Below are 13,880 nucleotides of genomic sequence, written 5' to 3' on the forward strand. Positions count from 1 at the left end.
TTAATAGTTAAAACGTTTTATTGATTTATTCAACCAGCCTATCAATACAGACCATAACAGAATATCCAGAAAAAGAATCAGATTGTTATTGATCGTATTAATCAGTGCCATATTCAAAACACATAAGACACAAGCCAGTCCTAAGATGCATACCACTGCTTTTTTACATGTCAGACCTGCATCCAGGCATTTATGATGAATATGATTCCGGTCGGCAATAAACAATGGTTTATGATTTCGGGCACGAATCAACATGACGCGGAAAACATCGAAAGCCGGTACTATCAACGGGGCAAAAGCGACAATGATCGCTCCTTCGAAATAAGGATGTATCTGCGGATTGACTGTTGCATAAGAGATCGTAAGAAATGCCAGCATATAACCTAATGTCAAACTACCGGTATCGCCCATAAAGATCTTCGTACAACGGTCCGCCTTCCCAAAGACGTTATAATAGAAAAATGGGAGTAATGTGCCCAATGCCGAAAAAGCAAACATGGCATATACCCACTGGCTATAATAAAGATATAAACTTCCTAAAACACTTAGGGCAATAATACTTAACCCGGAGGCCAGGCCATCGATACCGTCAATCAGGTTGATGGCGTTGATGATAAAGACTGTCATTAATATCGTAAGAGGAATTCCTATATACGGACTCAATTCGTGAATACCTGCCAACCCGTATAAGTTATTGATCCATAATCCCGCCAGAGGGAACATGGAGGCGGCTAGGATTTGTATAAAGAATTTTGTCCGATAACGTAGTCCGACCAGATCGTCTTTTATACCGGATAAATACAATAACGTGAGACCACAGATCAAGAAGAAAAATTCGGGAATGATAAAATGGAGCCTGTTTTCGGCTATTTCGAAGCCGATCAGGTAACGTAATCCGGTCACAAAAGAGAGTGAAAACAGGATTGTAGGAACAAATGAAATACCACCTAAACGGGGAATTATTCCGTCGTGAACTTTTCGTTCATTAGGTATATCAAATAGTTTTTTTCGATAAGCGACAACCAGGATACGCGGAATTATCAGGGCTGAGAGCAATATAGATAAGACTAAAGACAGGGTTGTCAATAAATAAGCCATTAATTAATACTAGTTTTTTGATATGACAAGGTTCGTCAGTCACATAAAGTGTACTCACGAACAGGATGACTAGCTAAAACGATCGTTTTTTCTAGTCATCATATTGTCCGATTTTACTATGATTAAAAAAATGTTGAAGTATTGAATTTCAAATAATAATTGAATTTCTTTGTTTGTTATATATTTTTTTTGCTTACTTTTGCGCTGACTAAAAAAAACGATCGTTTTTTCTAGTCAGTACCTATTACATATAAAAATCTAGTATACTGCATATTAACACACACTTCAAGCCATATTCTTTATATGAATAAAGTCATTTTTCAGTCAAAACCTAAAACATTAATTCCATACAATAAGTAAGGCAATAATACACTGTTTTTTATAAGTAATTAAAAAGATGAGATTTCCAGAAATAGGTTTATTTTCATAAGGAGAGTGGACGTTCCGATGATGGCAAACTTCAAAAAGAGAGGTTATATACTTCTGAAAAATAAAAAAATCTTGCAAATTCACTTTTCAATCGTGAATTTGCAAGATTTTAGAGTTTAATTTAACTATTGCCGGATATGGATTACTCTTTCTTTTTTCTTTTATAGAGGAAAGAGTTCCAACGTTCTTCAGCATGGTCCTGTTGAAACATTTCGTAACGAGCCATAGTGAAAAGTAGGTCTGAGAGGCGATTCACGAACTGCATGATTTCCTCTGGAAGCGGATCTTTCCGGTATAATGTCCATAAACGACGTTCGGCTCGACGGGCAATGGTACGTGCCAACTGCAAATGGGCGGAGATCAGGGTACCGCCGGGCAGGATAAAGAAACCATTATCCTGCATCTGTCCGGTGAGTAGATCTATTTGTTGCTCACAGAAGGACACAAGGTCCTCCGATAAACTGTTAGGGTTCTTATCACGGATAGCCGAAGGGGTTGCCACGTGCGACATGACAACCATCAACTCCCGTTGTATTTTACCTAAGACATCCTGCCATTCATGTTCGGGAGGTAATAAAGCCCGCACGATACCGATTTGTGCATTCACTTCGTCAAGCGTACCGTTGGCTTCGATACGGATATCGTCTTTATCAACCCGTTCGCCGCCGTGGATACCGGTACGGCCTTTATCTCCTCCCCTGGTGTAAATTCTCATATTACTTCTTCGTTGTATCTTTCTTTTCGTCTTTTTCTTCCGGACGAATGATTCCTTTTACGGTTTCGCCGATAGGCAATTTATCCAATACGCCGAGACTCGGGGCAACGGTTTTAACCAATTGATTCAGGAAATTACCGGTTGTGCCCTGGCCACCGTCAAAGACGGTGATATCGCCAAGCTGCATGTGTTCAAATGCCTTCACCTGTTCGCCGGCAATTTCTTTCCACTGGTCTACCATCTTATACTGGATAGCGATAGCCGGGTTCGATTCGGCTGCCTCAACCATTGCCTTGAAACCATCGGCTTCAGCCAGCAATGATTTCTTTTTACCTTCGGCCTCGGCTTCCAGTTTCATCTGGATGGCACGGGCTTCGGCTTCGGCCTGGGCCAAAGTTGCCTTTGCTTTCGCTTCGGCTTCGCGGATCATCTTTTCGGCCACTGCTTCAGCTTGCAGGATGGCTTCCTGACGGGCGATTTCTGCCGGAACGATCTTTTGTGCTTTCAGGGCTGATTCAACCTTTTTGGCTTTTGCTTCTTCCACTTCGCGCTGGGCGATTTCGCGGGCAGCTTGCACAGAGGCTTCCGAACGGGCTGCTGCTTCACCGGCTTGTTTGCTTGCTTCGGCCTGGGTTACTGCCAGTTCGGCATCAGACTTGGCTACTTCTTTATTCGCTTCGTTTCGTCCGACAGCGGCTTTCTTTCCGGCATCGGCCTTCTTGATTTCCATATCGGAATTTAGTTCTGCGATACGGCTTTCTTTTTCAGTATTTGCTTTTTCTATATTGATATTCTTATCTGCTTCGGCTTTGGCTACCTGCGACTCTTTCGAGGCATTGGCAACGGCAACCTGGGCAATACGTTCTTTATCGGCATTGGCAACTGATATTTCCTGTTGTTTCTTTGTCTCTGCAATAGCAATATCCTGGTCTTTGCGTGTTTCGGCAACAGTCGTTTCACGTTCGCGAATCTGATTGGCAATCTTGATGGCACCGAGTTTTTCCTGTTCTTCGATATTGGCCTGTGCTTCGTTCAGGGCTTTGCTTTCAGCTTCTTTACCGAGATTGACGATATAATTGGCGGCATCACGGATATCGCTGATATTGATGTTCATCAGGTAAAGACCGAACTTACGTAGTTCCGTATCGATATTGTCGCGTACCTTGGAAAGGAATTTATCACGGTCGGAGTTCAACTCTTCGATCGTCATATCGGCAATAACCAGACGCATCTGGCCATACACAACATCGGTAATCAGGTTCTGCTTGTCTTCCGGCTGCAAACCTAACAGACGTTCGGCTGCATTCTGCATCACTTCAGGGTCGGTACTGATCGCTACCGTAATGGTGGTCGGAACATCTACACGGATATTCTGCGCGGACAAGGCACCGGTCAGTTTACAATCAATCTGAAGAGGTTTCATGGAAAGGAACTCGTATCCCTGAATAATAGGCCATACGAAAGCGGCTCCACCGTGATAGAGTTTAGCTGATTTCTCTCCGGATGTCTTACCGTACACTACCAACACCTCGTCGCTCTTACACTTACGGTAACGGGACAATATCCCGATAAAAGAAAGAATGATAACCCCTACCAGGATGGCTACCATGATTAACATTTCCTGTGTCATAATTTAATCGTTGAGTTTATTATTTATTACTGTATATAAATTGTTCCTGATTCAACCTTGCAGATCAACGTACGGTCGCCGGTCTGATACTTTTTTCCTTCCAGGGAACGGACTTCCACCTCACGCAAGGCTCCGTTCTGGGCGACCTGAACGATATAGCGAACTCCGTCGTGTGCATAGATCGTACATTCCCGGCCCACCAGGGCTTCTGTCTTTTCCGGTTTGTTTTCTTTTTGAAGCTGATAGGCTTTCTTATAGAGAAACCATAGGATAAAAACGAAGAGCAACCCGATCAGGATGCCGATCAGGAAAGTAGAGATGGCCGTACTTTTGGCAATATACATATACCATCCGAAACCGATGCAGAAGTGGGTTAATCCTTTAAAAGATACTGCGCTGCTGAGATCGACATCAATATCCGTGTCCGTATCCAGGTCTCCAAAGAAGATAGACATGATGAACTGTATCAGAAATATAGCGGAAGCAACAACTGCGATTCCAAGAAAAATAGTATTGACCATGGCATTGAATTATTAGTTTACACGAAAATAAGGATTATTTTATTAAAACGAGCATATATAAGAAAAATATGTATGTTTGTAGTAAATATATCATATCCTCTTATGCTTCGTTAAGATATGCGATCGAAAAGATGCCGAAAGAGATGAAAGTGTTGGCAATGGCTAGATAAGTCCGTTCAGATAGTCGATAAACCATTGGTTTCTTGACGGATCGCCCCAATAAAGGTGGGTGTATCCGGCTAAGACGTTCTTATATCTGTATAAAGGGGTAGCGACAGGGCTTCCTTTGGCTGTGCAGGCGGTAGCGATGGAAGGCAGTTCCTCTTTCTGAGGCTCAATACGGGAATAATGGAACTCGTGTCCGGTCATTACATAATCATTATAATATAATGTACGGTATCCCAGACGAAGTTTCATTTGCTCCATAGTAGCCGACTGGTTCAGTAAACCGACCATCGGAAAACTACTCCCTTCCGACGATTTTATTTCATTGCATAGATACATCATTCCTCCGCATTCGGCAAGTAGCTTCCCTCCTGCTTCTGCATAATCGCGGACAGATTGAAGCATGGAACGGTTTGATGATAAACCGGGAAGGTATAATTCGGGATAGCCTCCGGGCAAGTATACAAAATCGGATTCCGGTAATACGGAATCGTGAAGCGGACTGAAAAAGGTAACTTCTCCCAGCCTGTGCAGCAATTGAATGTTCTCCTCATACGCAAAATTAAAGGCGGTATCACGAGCGATCGAGATTTTCAAAGGAGAAGGCAGCGTTTGTTCAAGCTGAACCATATGAGAGTTAGAAACAGGTTGGCAGGCGGTCAATGCCAATAGCCTGTCGATATCGACATGTTTCTCTACCAGGGCGGCTACACGGTCGGCAAATGTATCAAAACAAAATGTCTCATCCAGGGTTAAGCCCAAATGGCGGCTCGGTATCTCTACGTCGGCCTGTTTGGGAAGGTATCCTAATGCTTCGACACCGGCATCTTCACAGGCTTGTTTCAAAAAGGAATAATGAGTTTCGGAAGCTACAAAATTGAAAACGGCTCCGACAATGTTTATCTCTTTATAGAAGTTTTTGAAACCGTACAGCAAAGGGGCAACGGAATAGGCTGTACTTTTTGCGTTTACGATCAGGACGACAGGTATATTTAATGTACGCGCGATTTCAGCACTACTTCCCTGCATAGCATCGTATCCGTCAAAAAGGCCCATCACGCCTTCGGTTACCGCATAATCGGCTATCGAAGTATAGCGTCGATACAAATCACATATATGTTGTTCGGACATCATGAAACTATCCAAATTGACGGAAGGACAACCGGCGGCCATTTTATGATGGCGCGTGTCGATATAGTCCGGACCACATTTGAACGGCTGGACTTTTCCATACCGATTCTTCAACGCCCGAAGCAAACCGAGTGTAAATGTTGTCTTACCGCTTCCTGACGATGCGGCTCCGATCAGTAGATGAGATTTCATGACTTATCAGATTTAAATACCACTTTTCTCTTGATAGAAAAGTAACCAAAAGATCAAGGCTCAACCGGCTTCACCGCTTAGGCCTTTCCAAGGAAGCTGTACTTCCTCTTAGGATGGCCGACACCGATACTTATAGTAGCAAAGCAGGTGCAGCCTTGATCTTTTGACTACTTTTCCATCAAGGGAAAAGTCGGGTCAATTATTTCTAATATTGTTCCTTCTCATTCGGGAAGTCCTGTGTCTTCACATCTTCGATGTATGCCTGGACAGCACGAGTAATTTCTTCTCCGATATTGGCATATCTGCGAAGGAAACGCGGAGAGAATCCCATATTGATTCCCAACATATCGTGCATAACCAAAACCTGACCGTCTACACCTCCACCGGCACCGATACCGATAATAGGTATGCTCAGTTCGGAAGCAACACGTGCAGCCAGTTCTGCCGGAATCTTTTCCAGCACGATGGCGAAACATCCGATTTCTTCCAACAAATGAGCGTCGTCAATCAACTTCTGTGCTTCTGCTTCTTCACGGGCACGGACGGTATAAGTACCAAACTTATTAATAGACTGCGGAGTCAAACCCAAGTGTCCCATCACAGGAATACCTGCACAAAGGATACGCTCGATAGATTCTCTTATTTCACTACCTCCCTCCAGTTTAATACAGTCGGCATGCGTCTCTTTCATGACACGGATAGCGGAAGCCAAAGCCTCTTTGGAGTTCCCCTGGTATGTACCGAAAGGCAGGTCGACTACAACCAACGAACGCTGTACTGCTTTCATAACCGATTTACCATGGTAAATCATCTGATCCAATGTGATAGGAAGCGTTGTTACATTACCGGCCATTACATTCGATGCTGAATCGCCGACAAGAATAACATCCATACCAGCCTGATCGATCAGTTTAGCCATAGAATAATCGTAAGCCGTCAACATAGAAATTTTTTCTCCACGTTGTTTCATTTCCATCAGGCGATGTGTCGTCACCTTTCTTGTATCATCTAAATCCCTCTTTGCAACTGACATAATGCTTTTTGTTAATTGTTACGGCGGCAAAGTTAAGGATATTCTGTAATTAGCAAGACAAACAATAAAATATTTATGCCGTACAACATATGTTTATTTTTGTATATCTTTGCGCCCGTTTACATATAACGTTTAATATACAAGCAAAGATGAAAAAGTTAGTTTTTACTTTGGTGGTTGCATTTATGGCAATCATCAGTGCTGATGCACAGGTTTATGTAGGTGGTTCATTCAATCTTACTCACGACAAGAACGCCGATGTTACCAATTTTACTATTGCACCAGAAGTCGGTTATAACCTGAACGAAAACTGGGCTATTGCAGCAGAGATCGGTTATACACATTTCAAATCGGACGAGAACAAAGCTAATGCGTTTAATTTTGCTCCTTATGCCCGCTTTTCATTCTTCGAAAAAGGTATTGTCCGTTTATTCCTGGACGGTGGTGTTGGTATCTCTACCTATAAAAGAGAAAGCTACGATAGCGTCAACGGTTTCGAAATCGGTATCAAACCGGGTATTGCACTTGAAATATGCAAGAACCTGACATTTGTCACTAAATACGGATTCGCCGGTTATCGCGATGATTATAAATATGCCAACAGTACATCCGGTATCAGCCTGAGTTCTGAAGACCTGACTTTCGGTTTCCACTACGAATTCTAATTATCTATCAAACAGGAAGAGCCTGTCTTTATCCTACTCCGGATAGGCAGGCTCTTTTTCTTTCTGAACGCCACTTCTTCAAAAAATATCCTGTTGCCCGAAATATATCATTATATTTGCATCCACTGAAATATAATGATATAATATGGACAATTCAGATTTACTATTCCGGAAAGCAGAAGAAGCAGATATAGCACGTATCTGGGAAATCATCGGACAAGCCAAAGCGCAAATGCGACGGTTGAACAGCCATCAATGGGATGAGAATTATCCGGCACTTGAAAACATTGCCAAAGATATTCAATCGGGAAACGGATATGTCTTTTGCAATAAAGAAAATATAGCTGTTACTTATGGCGTTATTTCTTTCGACGGAGAGCCAGCCTACAAAGAAATCGACGGTAAATGGATAAACGATCTTCCTTACATGGTAGTTCACCGACTGGCCGTAGCCGATGAGATGAAACATCAAGGATTGGCGAAACGTTTTATGTTGCAGGCGGAAGAAGTAAGCCGGAACAAGGGCATCTATGCATTTCGCATCGACACCAATTTCGACAATCAGTATATGCTCCGCTTAATAGATTCTTTGGGATTCAGTTACTCTGGAGAAGTTTCTTACAGGGGAGATAAACGCAAAGCGTTTGAAAAAAGCATCCGCCCCCACTCCTCTTCTTTCGGGATTCCGGGTTATACGATCCGGGAAGCTATTTATGAAGATGCAGAAATCATATATGAAGCGATAGATAAACATCGTGAGGATTTACGGATTTGGTTACCGTTTGTCGATGGTTTAAACAGTGTTGCGGATGAACAGTCATTCCTGGAATCTACATTAAAAGTGCCTTATAAAGAACGGGATGTCGTATATATCATTGAAAAAGGCTTTGCGATCTGTGGTCTGATCGGTTTTCATTTCTCAGACCGAACAAACCATCGTACGGAAATAGGATACTGGCTGCTTCCTGAGTTTCGGGGAAAAGGTGTTATTACACGGGCCGTCCATTATCTCTGCCAATGGGCGTTCTTTGAAAAAGATTTCAACCGCATCCAGGTACGATGTGCCATGGGCAATCAACCCAGCAACGCCATTCCTCAACGTTTAGGCTTCACACTGGAAGGAACGGAACGTGACGGAGAATTACTTTCTTCCGGTGAATACACGGATATAAATGTATATAGTTTACTGAGGAAGGAGTTGGAGTTGAAATAATAATAAATCAACCTGTGTAAAAATCACACAAGTTCAAACAAGTTGCAGTAAACCTCATCAATCAAAATAATTAAGATGGAACAAGAAATTCAATTAAACGAACATAATAAGGCTGAATATCCACCGATGCATACAGCCGAACATATTTTAAATCAGACGATGGTTCGCATGTTTGGTTGTCCGCGTTCGAAGAATGCCCATATAGAAAGGAAAAAGAGCAAGTGCGATTATGAATTATCGGAAGCGCCTACCGCTGAAATGATGGCTGAAGTAGAACGCCGGATAAATGAAGTAATAGAACAGCACCTGCCTGTAACGATCGAATTTATTCCGAAAGCGGAAGCCGGAGCCATTGTCGATCTCAGTAAATTACCGGAAGATGCGAGTGAGACATTACGTATTGTTCGTGTCGGAGATTATGATGCCTGTGCATGTATTGGTGCACATGTCAGCAACACTTCTGAAATAGGGCGGTTTAAACTCTTGAATTACGATTATACTGACGGACGGTTACGCCTGCGGTTCAAACTGGAAACTGCATAAACAAAGATATAATTATTAAAGAAAGGCTCTTATCCCCAACACAGGTAAGAGCCTTTTCTGATATTAATCGGATTAACGGGAACGAACTTCCCTTCTCATAAAAGAAACGTAAGACAAGGCAAAACAAACAACTGTCGCTGCAATCAACCCTGTCAGCTGCGGCCAGACAACGATCAGGCTCTGGCCCAGAGGCAACGGACTGGGGATAGCCCCATGCACCTGTTCCATCGTCAACGGTCCCAGACTTCTGACAGAAGGCATCAGCAAGGTTGTCGTTGCATCACTGAACAACTGGCTCGGCGCGAAGCGCAACAGGTTAAGCATAAAGCGCTGGTAGCTGATTATCTGGTAATCGCTGGCAAATCCGGAAGGACTGAGTGCTTTCCCTATCAGATTGATGATCATATTATAGAACACACTGAAAAATAACCAGATGGCCACACAAGCCAGTGCGGATGTCGCAGCCTGACGGAACTGAATGGAAAAGAATATCGACAGGTTCAGCCAAAAAGCAACATAGAAGATGCTGACAATGATAAAGAACACCATTCGCAAAAACTCTTCCGCCGTCGGAGGAATACCGATCGCTATCAATCCGAATCCCATCACCAGAAACCCCAGGGAGAACAACATAATGCCAATAACAATCAATGCCCCGACGAATTTGGCATTAATCAGATAATCACGATGGATAGGTTGAGACAGGATACGACTCAATGTACCTCTGTTTTGTTCAGAATTGATCGCATCGAATCCTAACGCAATCCCCAGCAAAGGCCCCAGGAAACTGATAAAGACAACAAAAGAAGGCAAAGTTCCATCCGAAACGGTAAACAGTTTCAGGAAAAGGAACGCATTGTCTGGGTCATTAGGCTTGATAGAGTCTCCGATATTAGTCAGAGCAGTATATAACGACCCCATACAAGTCAATGCAATAAGGACGATCATGATAATAAAACGCCAGCTTCTCACATGATCGGAGACTTCTTTATTCACAATTACCCAAAAGGGATGATATATTCTATTCATGACCTTTACCTCCTTCGAAATAATGATTATAAATATCATCGAGTCCGTGCTCTTTCTTCTGTTGCTCCGTCAGTTCAATGTCGGCCAACAGTTTACCACTGCTGAACAGACCGACACGGTTACAGACCTGCTGAACCTGGTCCAGATGATGGGAAGAGAACAGCACCGTCAGCCCTTCTTCATGACTCAACTGATGGATCAGGTCCATAAACTCACGGACACCGGCAGGGTCTATTCCAGATGTCGGTTCGTCCAAAATAATCACTTCCGGATCTTTAATCAGGACATCTGCCAAGCCTAAACGCTGACGCATACCCCGCGAATATTTACCGGCTTTCTTATTCCCTTCATTCATCAGACCGACTCTTTCAAGCAATTGAACAGCTTTTTCCTTTGCATCCTTCTTCGGAATACCGTTCAGCTGAGCTGTATATACCAGATTTTCTATCCCGGTCATGTCGTCATAAAACCCGACATCTTCCGGCAGATAGCCAACTATCCGTTTTACTTCTATCGGGTGCGTGGTAGAATCTACGCCACATACTTTCACAGAACCCGAAGTCGGCTCAGTCAGTCCCAGCATCATCAGGATCGTTGTAGACTTTCCGGCTCCGTTAGGTCCCAGTAATCCGAATATGTCCTTTTTATTAATGGTCAGGTTCAAATCATTTACCGCAGTAAAACCACCATACTTTTTTGTCAGTCCGGTAAGTTCAATAACTGGTTGACCCATGGCTTACCTCCTTCCATATTTGCGGAACAGATAATAGACGCCTCCCAATACCAAAACAATGATCAGAACACCAACCCAGCCCCATATCATCGGAGTTTTTACGGAAATACGAAAATCGGTTGTAGCATTTACCTCCGGAGTCTTGACTGTCATCTTTGTTACATAATCTCCGGGAAGTGCTTTTTTAGAAGCCTTTACCGTAGCAACAACGTTTGTAGTCTGTCCGGCTCCCAGCTTCATCAGTTTTGCCGGTTCGAAAGTAACCTCCCAGTCTACCGGTTTGCTGGCAGAAAGCTCTATATCTTTTAGTTCGGCAGAACCGGTATTTTTCACAACCAAATCGATCCGTTTCGTCTCACCGGCTGTAATATCAGAACTGAGCAAACCTCTCGGAGTAGTTAATTCCATTTCATAAGAACCGGTTACTACCACTTCCAGGTCCAGATCGGCAGAAGTGGAACCCGTAGAGGCATGAACAGGAATCTTATAACTTCCTGCTGCAACATTAGCCGGCGGGTTGACGTCGATAGTTATATTCTGGGTTGCATTAGGTTCTACTTGTGCAGATGTTGCCTGCTTATAATTCGGCTTGAATACCACATTCCATCCCCGCTGTACATCGGCTGTCAAAGCATAGAGTTGCTGCTCCGCTGTACGGTTCTTGATCGTTGCGTTGAATGTAAATGTTGATTTGGAATTTCCCTCCATGTTCGGCTGTGTAGTCGTGAAATCAGTCTGGTAAGTTCCCTGCTTGGAGACAGTAATCGTAAGCGGGAGTTTCGCCATTCCGTCGGCAGAGACCGTAAAATTATAAGTACCTTTATTCACCTTCACCGGCACTTCGACCTTTAAAGAGAAATTTTTCTTTTCATCCGGCAGAACTGACAACTGACTGATTGTAAAACCTCCGGACTTCACCTCATAACTCCATCCCCGGGGCATTCCTTCCACGGAAATCGTCGCATTCTTCACTTCGTCACTTTTGTTGATGACGTCAACACTGTAATCAATCGACTCTCCCGGTGGAACAGAAATCTTTGTGTAGGGAGTGTACAACATCACGCTCTCTTTTGTGTCCGTAGCGTGGATCTTACAAGGGATAACACCCAATAACAGTACCAATAGTAGGTTTAAACAGTTAATTTGCATTTTCATAATGATTTTTATAGAGTATACAAAAATGATTACTTAATTAGCTGGTGACAAATATATAAACTGTGATTATTAGCAATTATTAAAAGTGTTAAAAAAAATCTATTACACAAGATCTCCCATCTTTTTACCCTAAGGCCCTCTCCTGTTTACGACAACAGATTATTCAGCATCTATACATTATATATAGACAAAACCAAAAGATGTCATTCGGATGCTAAATAGACCGAATTATTATGTAAATGTAACACTGAAATAAAATATTTTTATGTAAGTTTGCGAGCGCTAAGAAAGACATTTTATACAGAAATTTAAATACAAGAGTTATGCAATCAATTGACAATTTCAATTTTGCCGGCAAAAAGGCATTTGTAAGAGTTGACTTCAACGTTCCATTGGACGAAAACTTCAACATCACAGACGACACTCGTATCCGTGCCGCTCTTCCTACTCTTAAGAAGATCTTGGCAGACGGTGGCAGTGTAATTATCGGTTCACACCTGGGCCGTCCGAAAGGCGTTACAGATAAATATTCTTTGAAACATATCCTGAAACACGTTTCTGAACTGCTGGGCGTAGAAGTTCAGTTTGCTAACGACTGTATCGGCGAAGAAGCCGGCGCTAAGGCTGCTGCATTGCAACCGGGCGAAGCATTGTTGCTGGAAAACCTTCGTTTCTATGCTGAAGAAGAAGGCAAACCAAGAGGTTTGGCTGAAGACGCAACAGACGATGAAAAGAAAGCTGCCAAGAAAGCCGTTAAAGAAAGCCAGAAAGAATTCACAAAGAGACTGGCTTCTTATGCAGACTGCTATGTAAACGATGCATTCGGAACAGCTCACCGTGCTCACGCTTCTACAGCGCTGATCGCTGACTACTTCGATACTGACCACAAGATGTTCGGTTACCTGATGGAAAAAGAAGTAAAAGCTGTCGATAAAGTAATGAGCGACATCACTCGTCCGTTCACTGCTATCATGGGTGGTTCTAAAGTTTCTTCTAAAATCGAAATCATCGAAAACCTGTTGGGTAAGGTAGATAACCTGATCGTAACAGGTGGTATGACTTATACTTTCACAAAGGCTATGGGTGGTAAGATCGGTAACTCTATCGTTGAAGACGATAAGTTGGATCTGGCTCTTGACCTGATGAAGAAAGCAAAAGAAAAAGGTGTAAACCTGGTATTGGCTGTAGACGCTAAGATTGCTGACGCTTTCAGTAACGACGCAAACACTAAATATGCTGACGTAAACGAAATTCCTGACGGATGGGAAGGTCTTGACATCGGTCCTAAGACTATCGAAATCTACGCTGACGTTATCAAAAACTCAAAGACTATCCTTTGGAACGGTCCTACAGGCGTATTCGAATTCGATAACTTCACTGACGGTTCACGTGCAGTAGGTAACGCTATCGTTGAAGCTACAAAGAACGGTGCATTCTCTCTTGTTGGTGGTGGCGACTCTGTTGCCTGCGTTAACAAGTTCGGTATCGCAGATCAGGTTTCTTATGTATCTACAGGTGGTGGTGCTTTGCTGGAAGCTATCGAAGGTAAAGTTCTTCCGGGTATCGCTGCTGTAAAGGGCGAACCGTATAAATAAGAATAAGAAAATACTCTTATCTAAATAAGCGCC

Annotated in this window: 13 protein-coding genes; 4 read left to right on the forward strand and 9 right to left on the reverse strand. The window is 43.0% G+C overall.

Annotated elements, in window-relative coordinates; genetic code table 11:
- The 6 genes from DWW91_RS23930 to panB form a co-directional block, all read right to left on the reverse strand.
- Positions 1 to 1,098: an MraY family glycosyltransferase gene (locus DWW91_RS23930; protein WP_046147307.1), complete on the reverse strand. Its 1,098-nt coding sequence runs from the start codon at positions 1,096 to 1,098 to the stop codon at positions 1 to 3.
- A 571-nt stretch (positions 1,099 to 1,669) separates the two neighbouring features.
- The gene (locus DWW91_RS23935) at positions 1,670 to 2,242 is read right to left on the reverse strand and encodes a cob(I)yrinic acid a,c-diamide adenosyltransferase (RefSeq protein ID WP_007656071.1); all 573 of its coding nucleotides are present in this window, start codon (positions 2,240 to 2,242) and stop codon (positions 1,670 to 1,672) included.
- 1 nt (position 2,243) lies between these two features.
- Positions 2,244 to 3,872 (reverse strand): flotillin family protein, encoded by a 1,629-nt coding sequence (locus DWW91_RS23940; RefSeq protein WP_007656068.1) that lies wholly within the window; start codon positions 3,870 to 3,872, stop codon positions 2,244 to 2,246.
- A gap of 26 nt (positions 3,873 to 3,898) precedes the next feature.
- A complete protein-coding gene (locus DWW91_RS23945) occupies positions 3,899 to 4,393 on the reverse strand; it encodes a hypothetical protein (RefSeq protein ID WP_007656066.1) in 495 nt (164 codons plus the stop codon).
- Between the two features lie 162 nt (positions 4,394 to 4,555).
- Positions 4,556 to 5,881, reverse strand: coding sequence for a cobyrinate a,c-diamide synthase (locus DWW91_RS23950; RefSeq protein ID WP_122329135.1), 1,326 nt, complete (start codon positions 5,879 to 5,881; stop codon positions 4,556 to 4,558).
- A gap of 205 nt (positions 5,882 to 6,086) precedes the next feature.
- Positions 6,087 to 6,914, reverse strand: a complete 828-nt coding sequence (panB, locus tag DWW91_RS23955; protein ID WP_007656055.1) for a 3-methyl-2-oxobutanoate hydroxymethyltransferase — start codon at positions 6,912 to 6,914, stop codon at positions 6,087 to 6,089.
- Between the two features lie 149 nt (positions 6,915 to 7,063).
- Between panB and DWW91_RS23960 the strand changes: the two genes are divergently transcribed.
- The 3 genes from DWW91_RS23960 (at position 7,064) to DWW91_RS23970 (ending at position 9,335) form a co-directional block, all read left to right on the forward strand.
- Positions 7,064 to 7,579, forward strand: a complete 516-nt coding sequence (locus DWW91_RS23960) for an outer membrane beta-barrel protein (RefSeq protein ID WP_122329185.1) — start codon at positions 7,064 to 7,066, stop codon at positions 7,577 to 7,579.
- Positions 7,580 to 7,724: 145 nt separating this feature from the next.
- A complete protein-coding gene (locus tag DWW91_RS23965) occupies positions 7,725 to 8,792 on the forward strand; it encodes a GNAT family N-acetyltransferase (protein ID WP_122329136.1) in 1,068 nt (355 codons plus the stop codon).
- Positions 8,793 to 8,867: 75 nt separating this feature from the next.
- Positions 8,868 to 9,335, forward strand: a complete 468-nt coding sequence (locus tag DWW91_RS23970) for a hypothetical protein (protein ID WP_007656048.1) — start codon at positions 8,868 to 8,870, stop codon at positions 9,333 to 9,335.
- A 72-nt stretch (positions 9,336 to 9,407) separates the two neighbouring features.
- Here DWW91_RS23970 and DWW91_RS23975 read toward each other — a convergent pair whose 3' ends face one another.
- From DWW91_RS23975 to DWW91_RS23985, 3 genes are read right to left on the reverse strand one after another with little or no spacing between them, the layout of a single operon-like run.
- Positions 9,408 to 10,364: an ABC transporter permease gene (locus tag DWW91_RS23975; RefSeq protein ID WP_007656046.1), complete on the reverse strand. Its 957-nt coding sequence runs from the start codon at positions 10,362 to 10,364 to the stop codon at positions 9,408 to 9,410.
- On the reverse strand, positions 10,357 to 11,097 hold the full coding sequence (locus DWW91_RS23980; protein ID WP_007656044.1) for an ABC transporter ATP-binding protein: 741 nt from the start codon (positions 11,095 to 11,097) through the stop codon (positions 10,357 to 10,359). The genes DWW91_RS23975 and DWW91_RS23980 overlap by 8 nt, the downstream gene beginning before the upstream one ends.
- 3 nt (positions 11,098 to 11,100) lie before the next feature.
- Entirely contained in the window at positions 11,101 to 12,252 is a 1,152-nt protein-coding gene (locus DWW91_RS23985; RefSeq protein WP_044246210.1) for an NEW3 domain-containing protein, read from the reverse strand.
- Between the two features lie 323 nt (positions 12,253 to 12,575).
- Between DWW91_RS23985 and pgk the strand changes: the two genes are divergently transcribed.
- A complete protein-coding gene (pgk, locus tag DWW91_RS23990) occupies positions 12,576 to 13,847 on the forward strand; it encodes a phosphoglycerate kinase (protein WP_007656041.1) in 1,272 nt (423 codons plus the stop codon).
- The last annotated feature ends 33 nt before the right edge of the window (positions 13,848 to 13,880 follow it).

This window comes from Parabacteroides sp. AF17-3 (genome assembly GCF_003635445.1).
Taxonomy (GTDB): Bacteria; Bacteroidota; Bacteroidia; order Bacteroidales; family Tannerellaceae; genus Parabacteroides; species Parabacteroides goldsteinii.

Coding starts and splice junctions, on each gene's coding strand:
- DWW91_RS23930 (WP_046147307.1), bottom strand. CDS start 1,098: ATGGCTTATTTATTGACAACCCTGTCTTTAGTCTTATCTATATTGCTC.
- DWW91_RS23935 (WP_007656071.1), bottom strand. CDS start 2,242: ATGAGAATTTACACCAGGGGAGGAGATAAAGGCCGTACCGGTATCCAC.
- DWW91_RS23940 (WP_007656068.1), bottom strand. CDS start 3,872: ATGACACAGGAAATGTTAATCATGGTAGCCATCCTGGTAGGGGTTATC.
- DWW91_RS23945 (WP_007656066.1), bottom strand. CDS start 4,393: ATGGTCAATACTATTTTTCTTGGAATCGCAGTTGTTGCTTCCGCTATA.
- DWW91_RS23950 (WP_122329135.1), bottom strand. CDS start 5,881: ATGAAATCTCATCTACTGATCGGAGCCGCATCGTCAGGAAGCGGTAAG.
- panB (WP_007656055.1), bottom strand. CDS start 6,914: ATGTCAGTTGCAAAGAGGGATTTAGATGATACAAGAAAGGTGACGACA.
- DWW91_RS23960 (WP_122329185.1), top strand. CDS start 7,064: ATGAAAAAGTTAGTTTTTACTTTGGTGGTTGCATTTATGGCAATCATC.
- DWW91_RS23965 (WP_122329136.1), top strand. CDS start 7,725: ATGGACAATTCAGATTTACTATTCCGGAAAGCAGAAGAAGCAGATATA.
- DWW91_RS23970 (WP_007656048.1), top strand. CDS start 8,868: ATGGAACAAGAAATTCAATTAAACGAACATAATAAGGCTGAATATCCA.
- DWW91_RS23975 (WP_007656046.1), bottom strand. CDS start 10,364: ATGAATAGAATATATCATCCCTTTTGGGTAATTGTGAATAAAGAAGTC.
- DWW91_RS23980 (WP_007656044.1), bottom strand. CDS start 11,097: ATGGGTCAACCAGTTATTGAACTTACCGGACTGACAAAAAAGTATGGT.
- DWW91_RS23985 (WP_044246210.1), bottom strand. CDS start 12,252: ATGAAAATGCAAATTAACTGTTTAAACCTACTATTGGTACTGTTATTG.
- pgk (WP_007656041.1), top strand. CDS start 12,576: ATGCAATCAATTGACAATTTCAATTTTGCCGGCAAAAAGGCATTTGTA.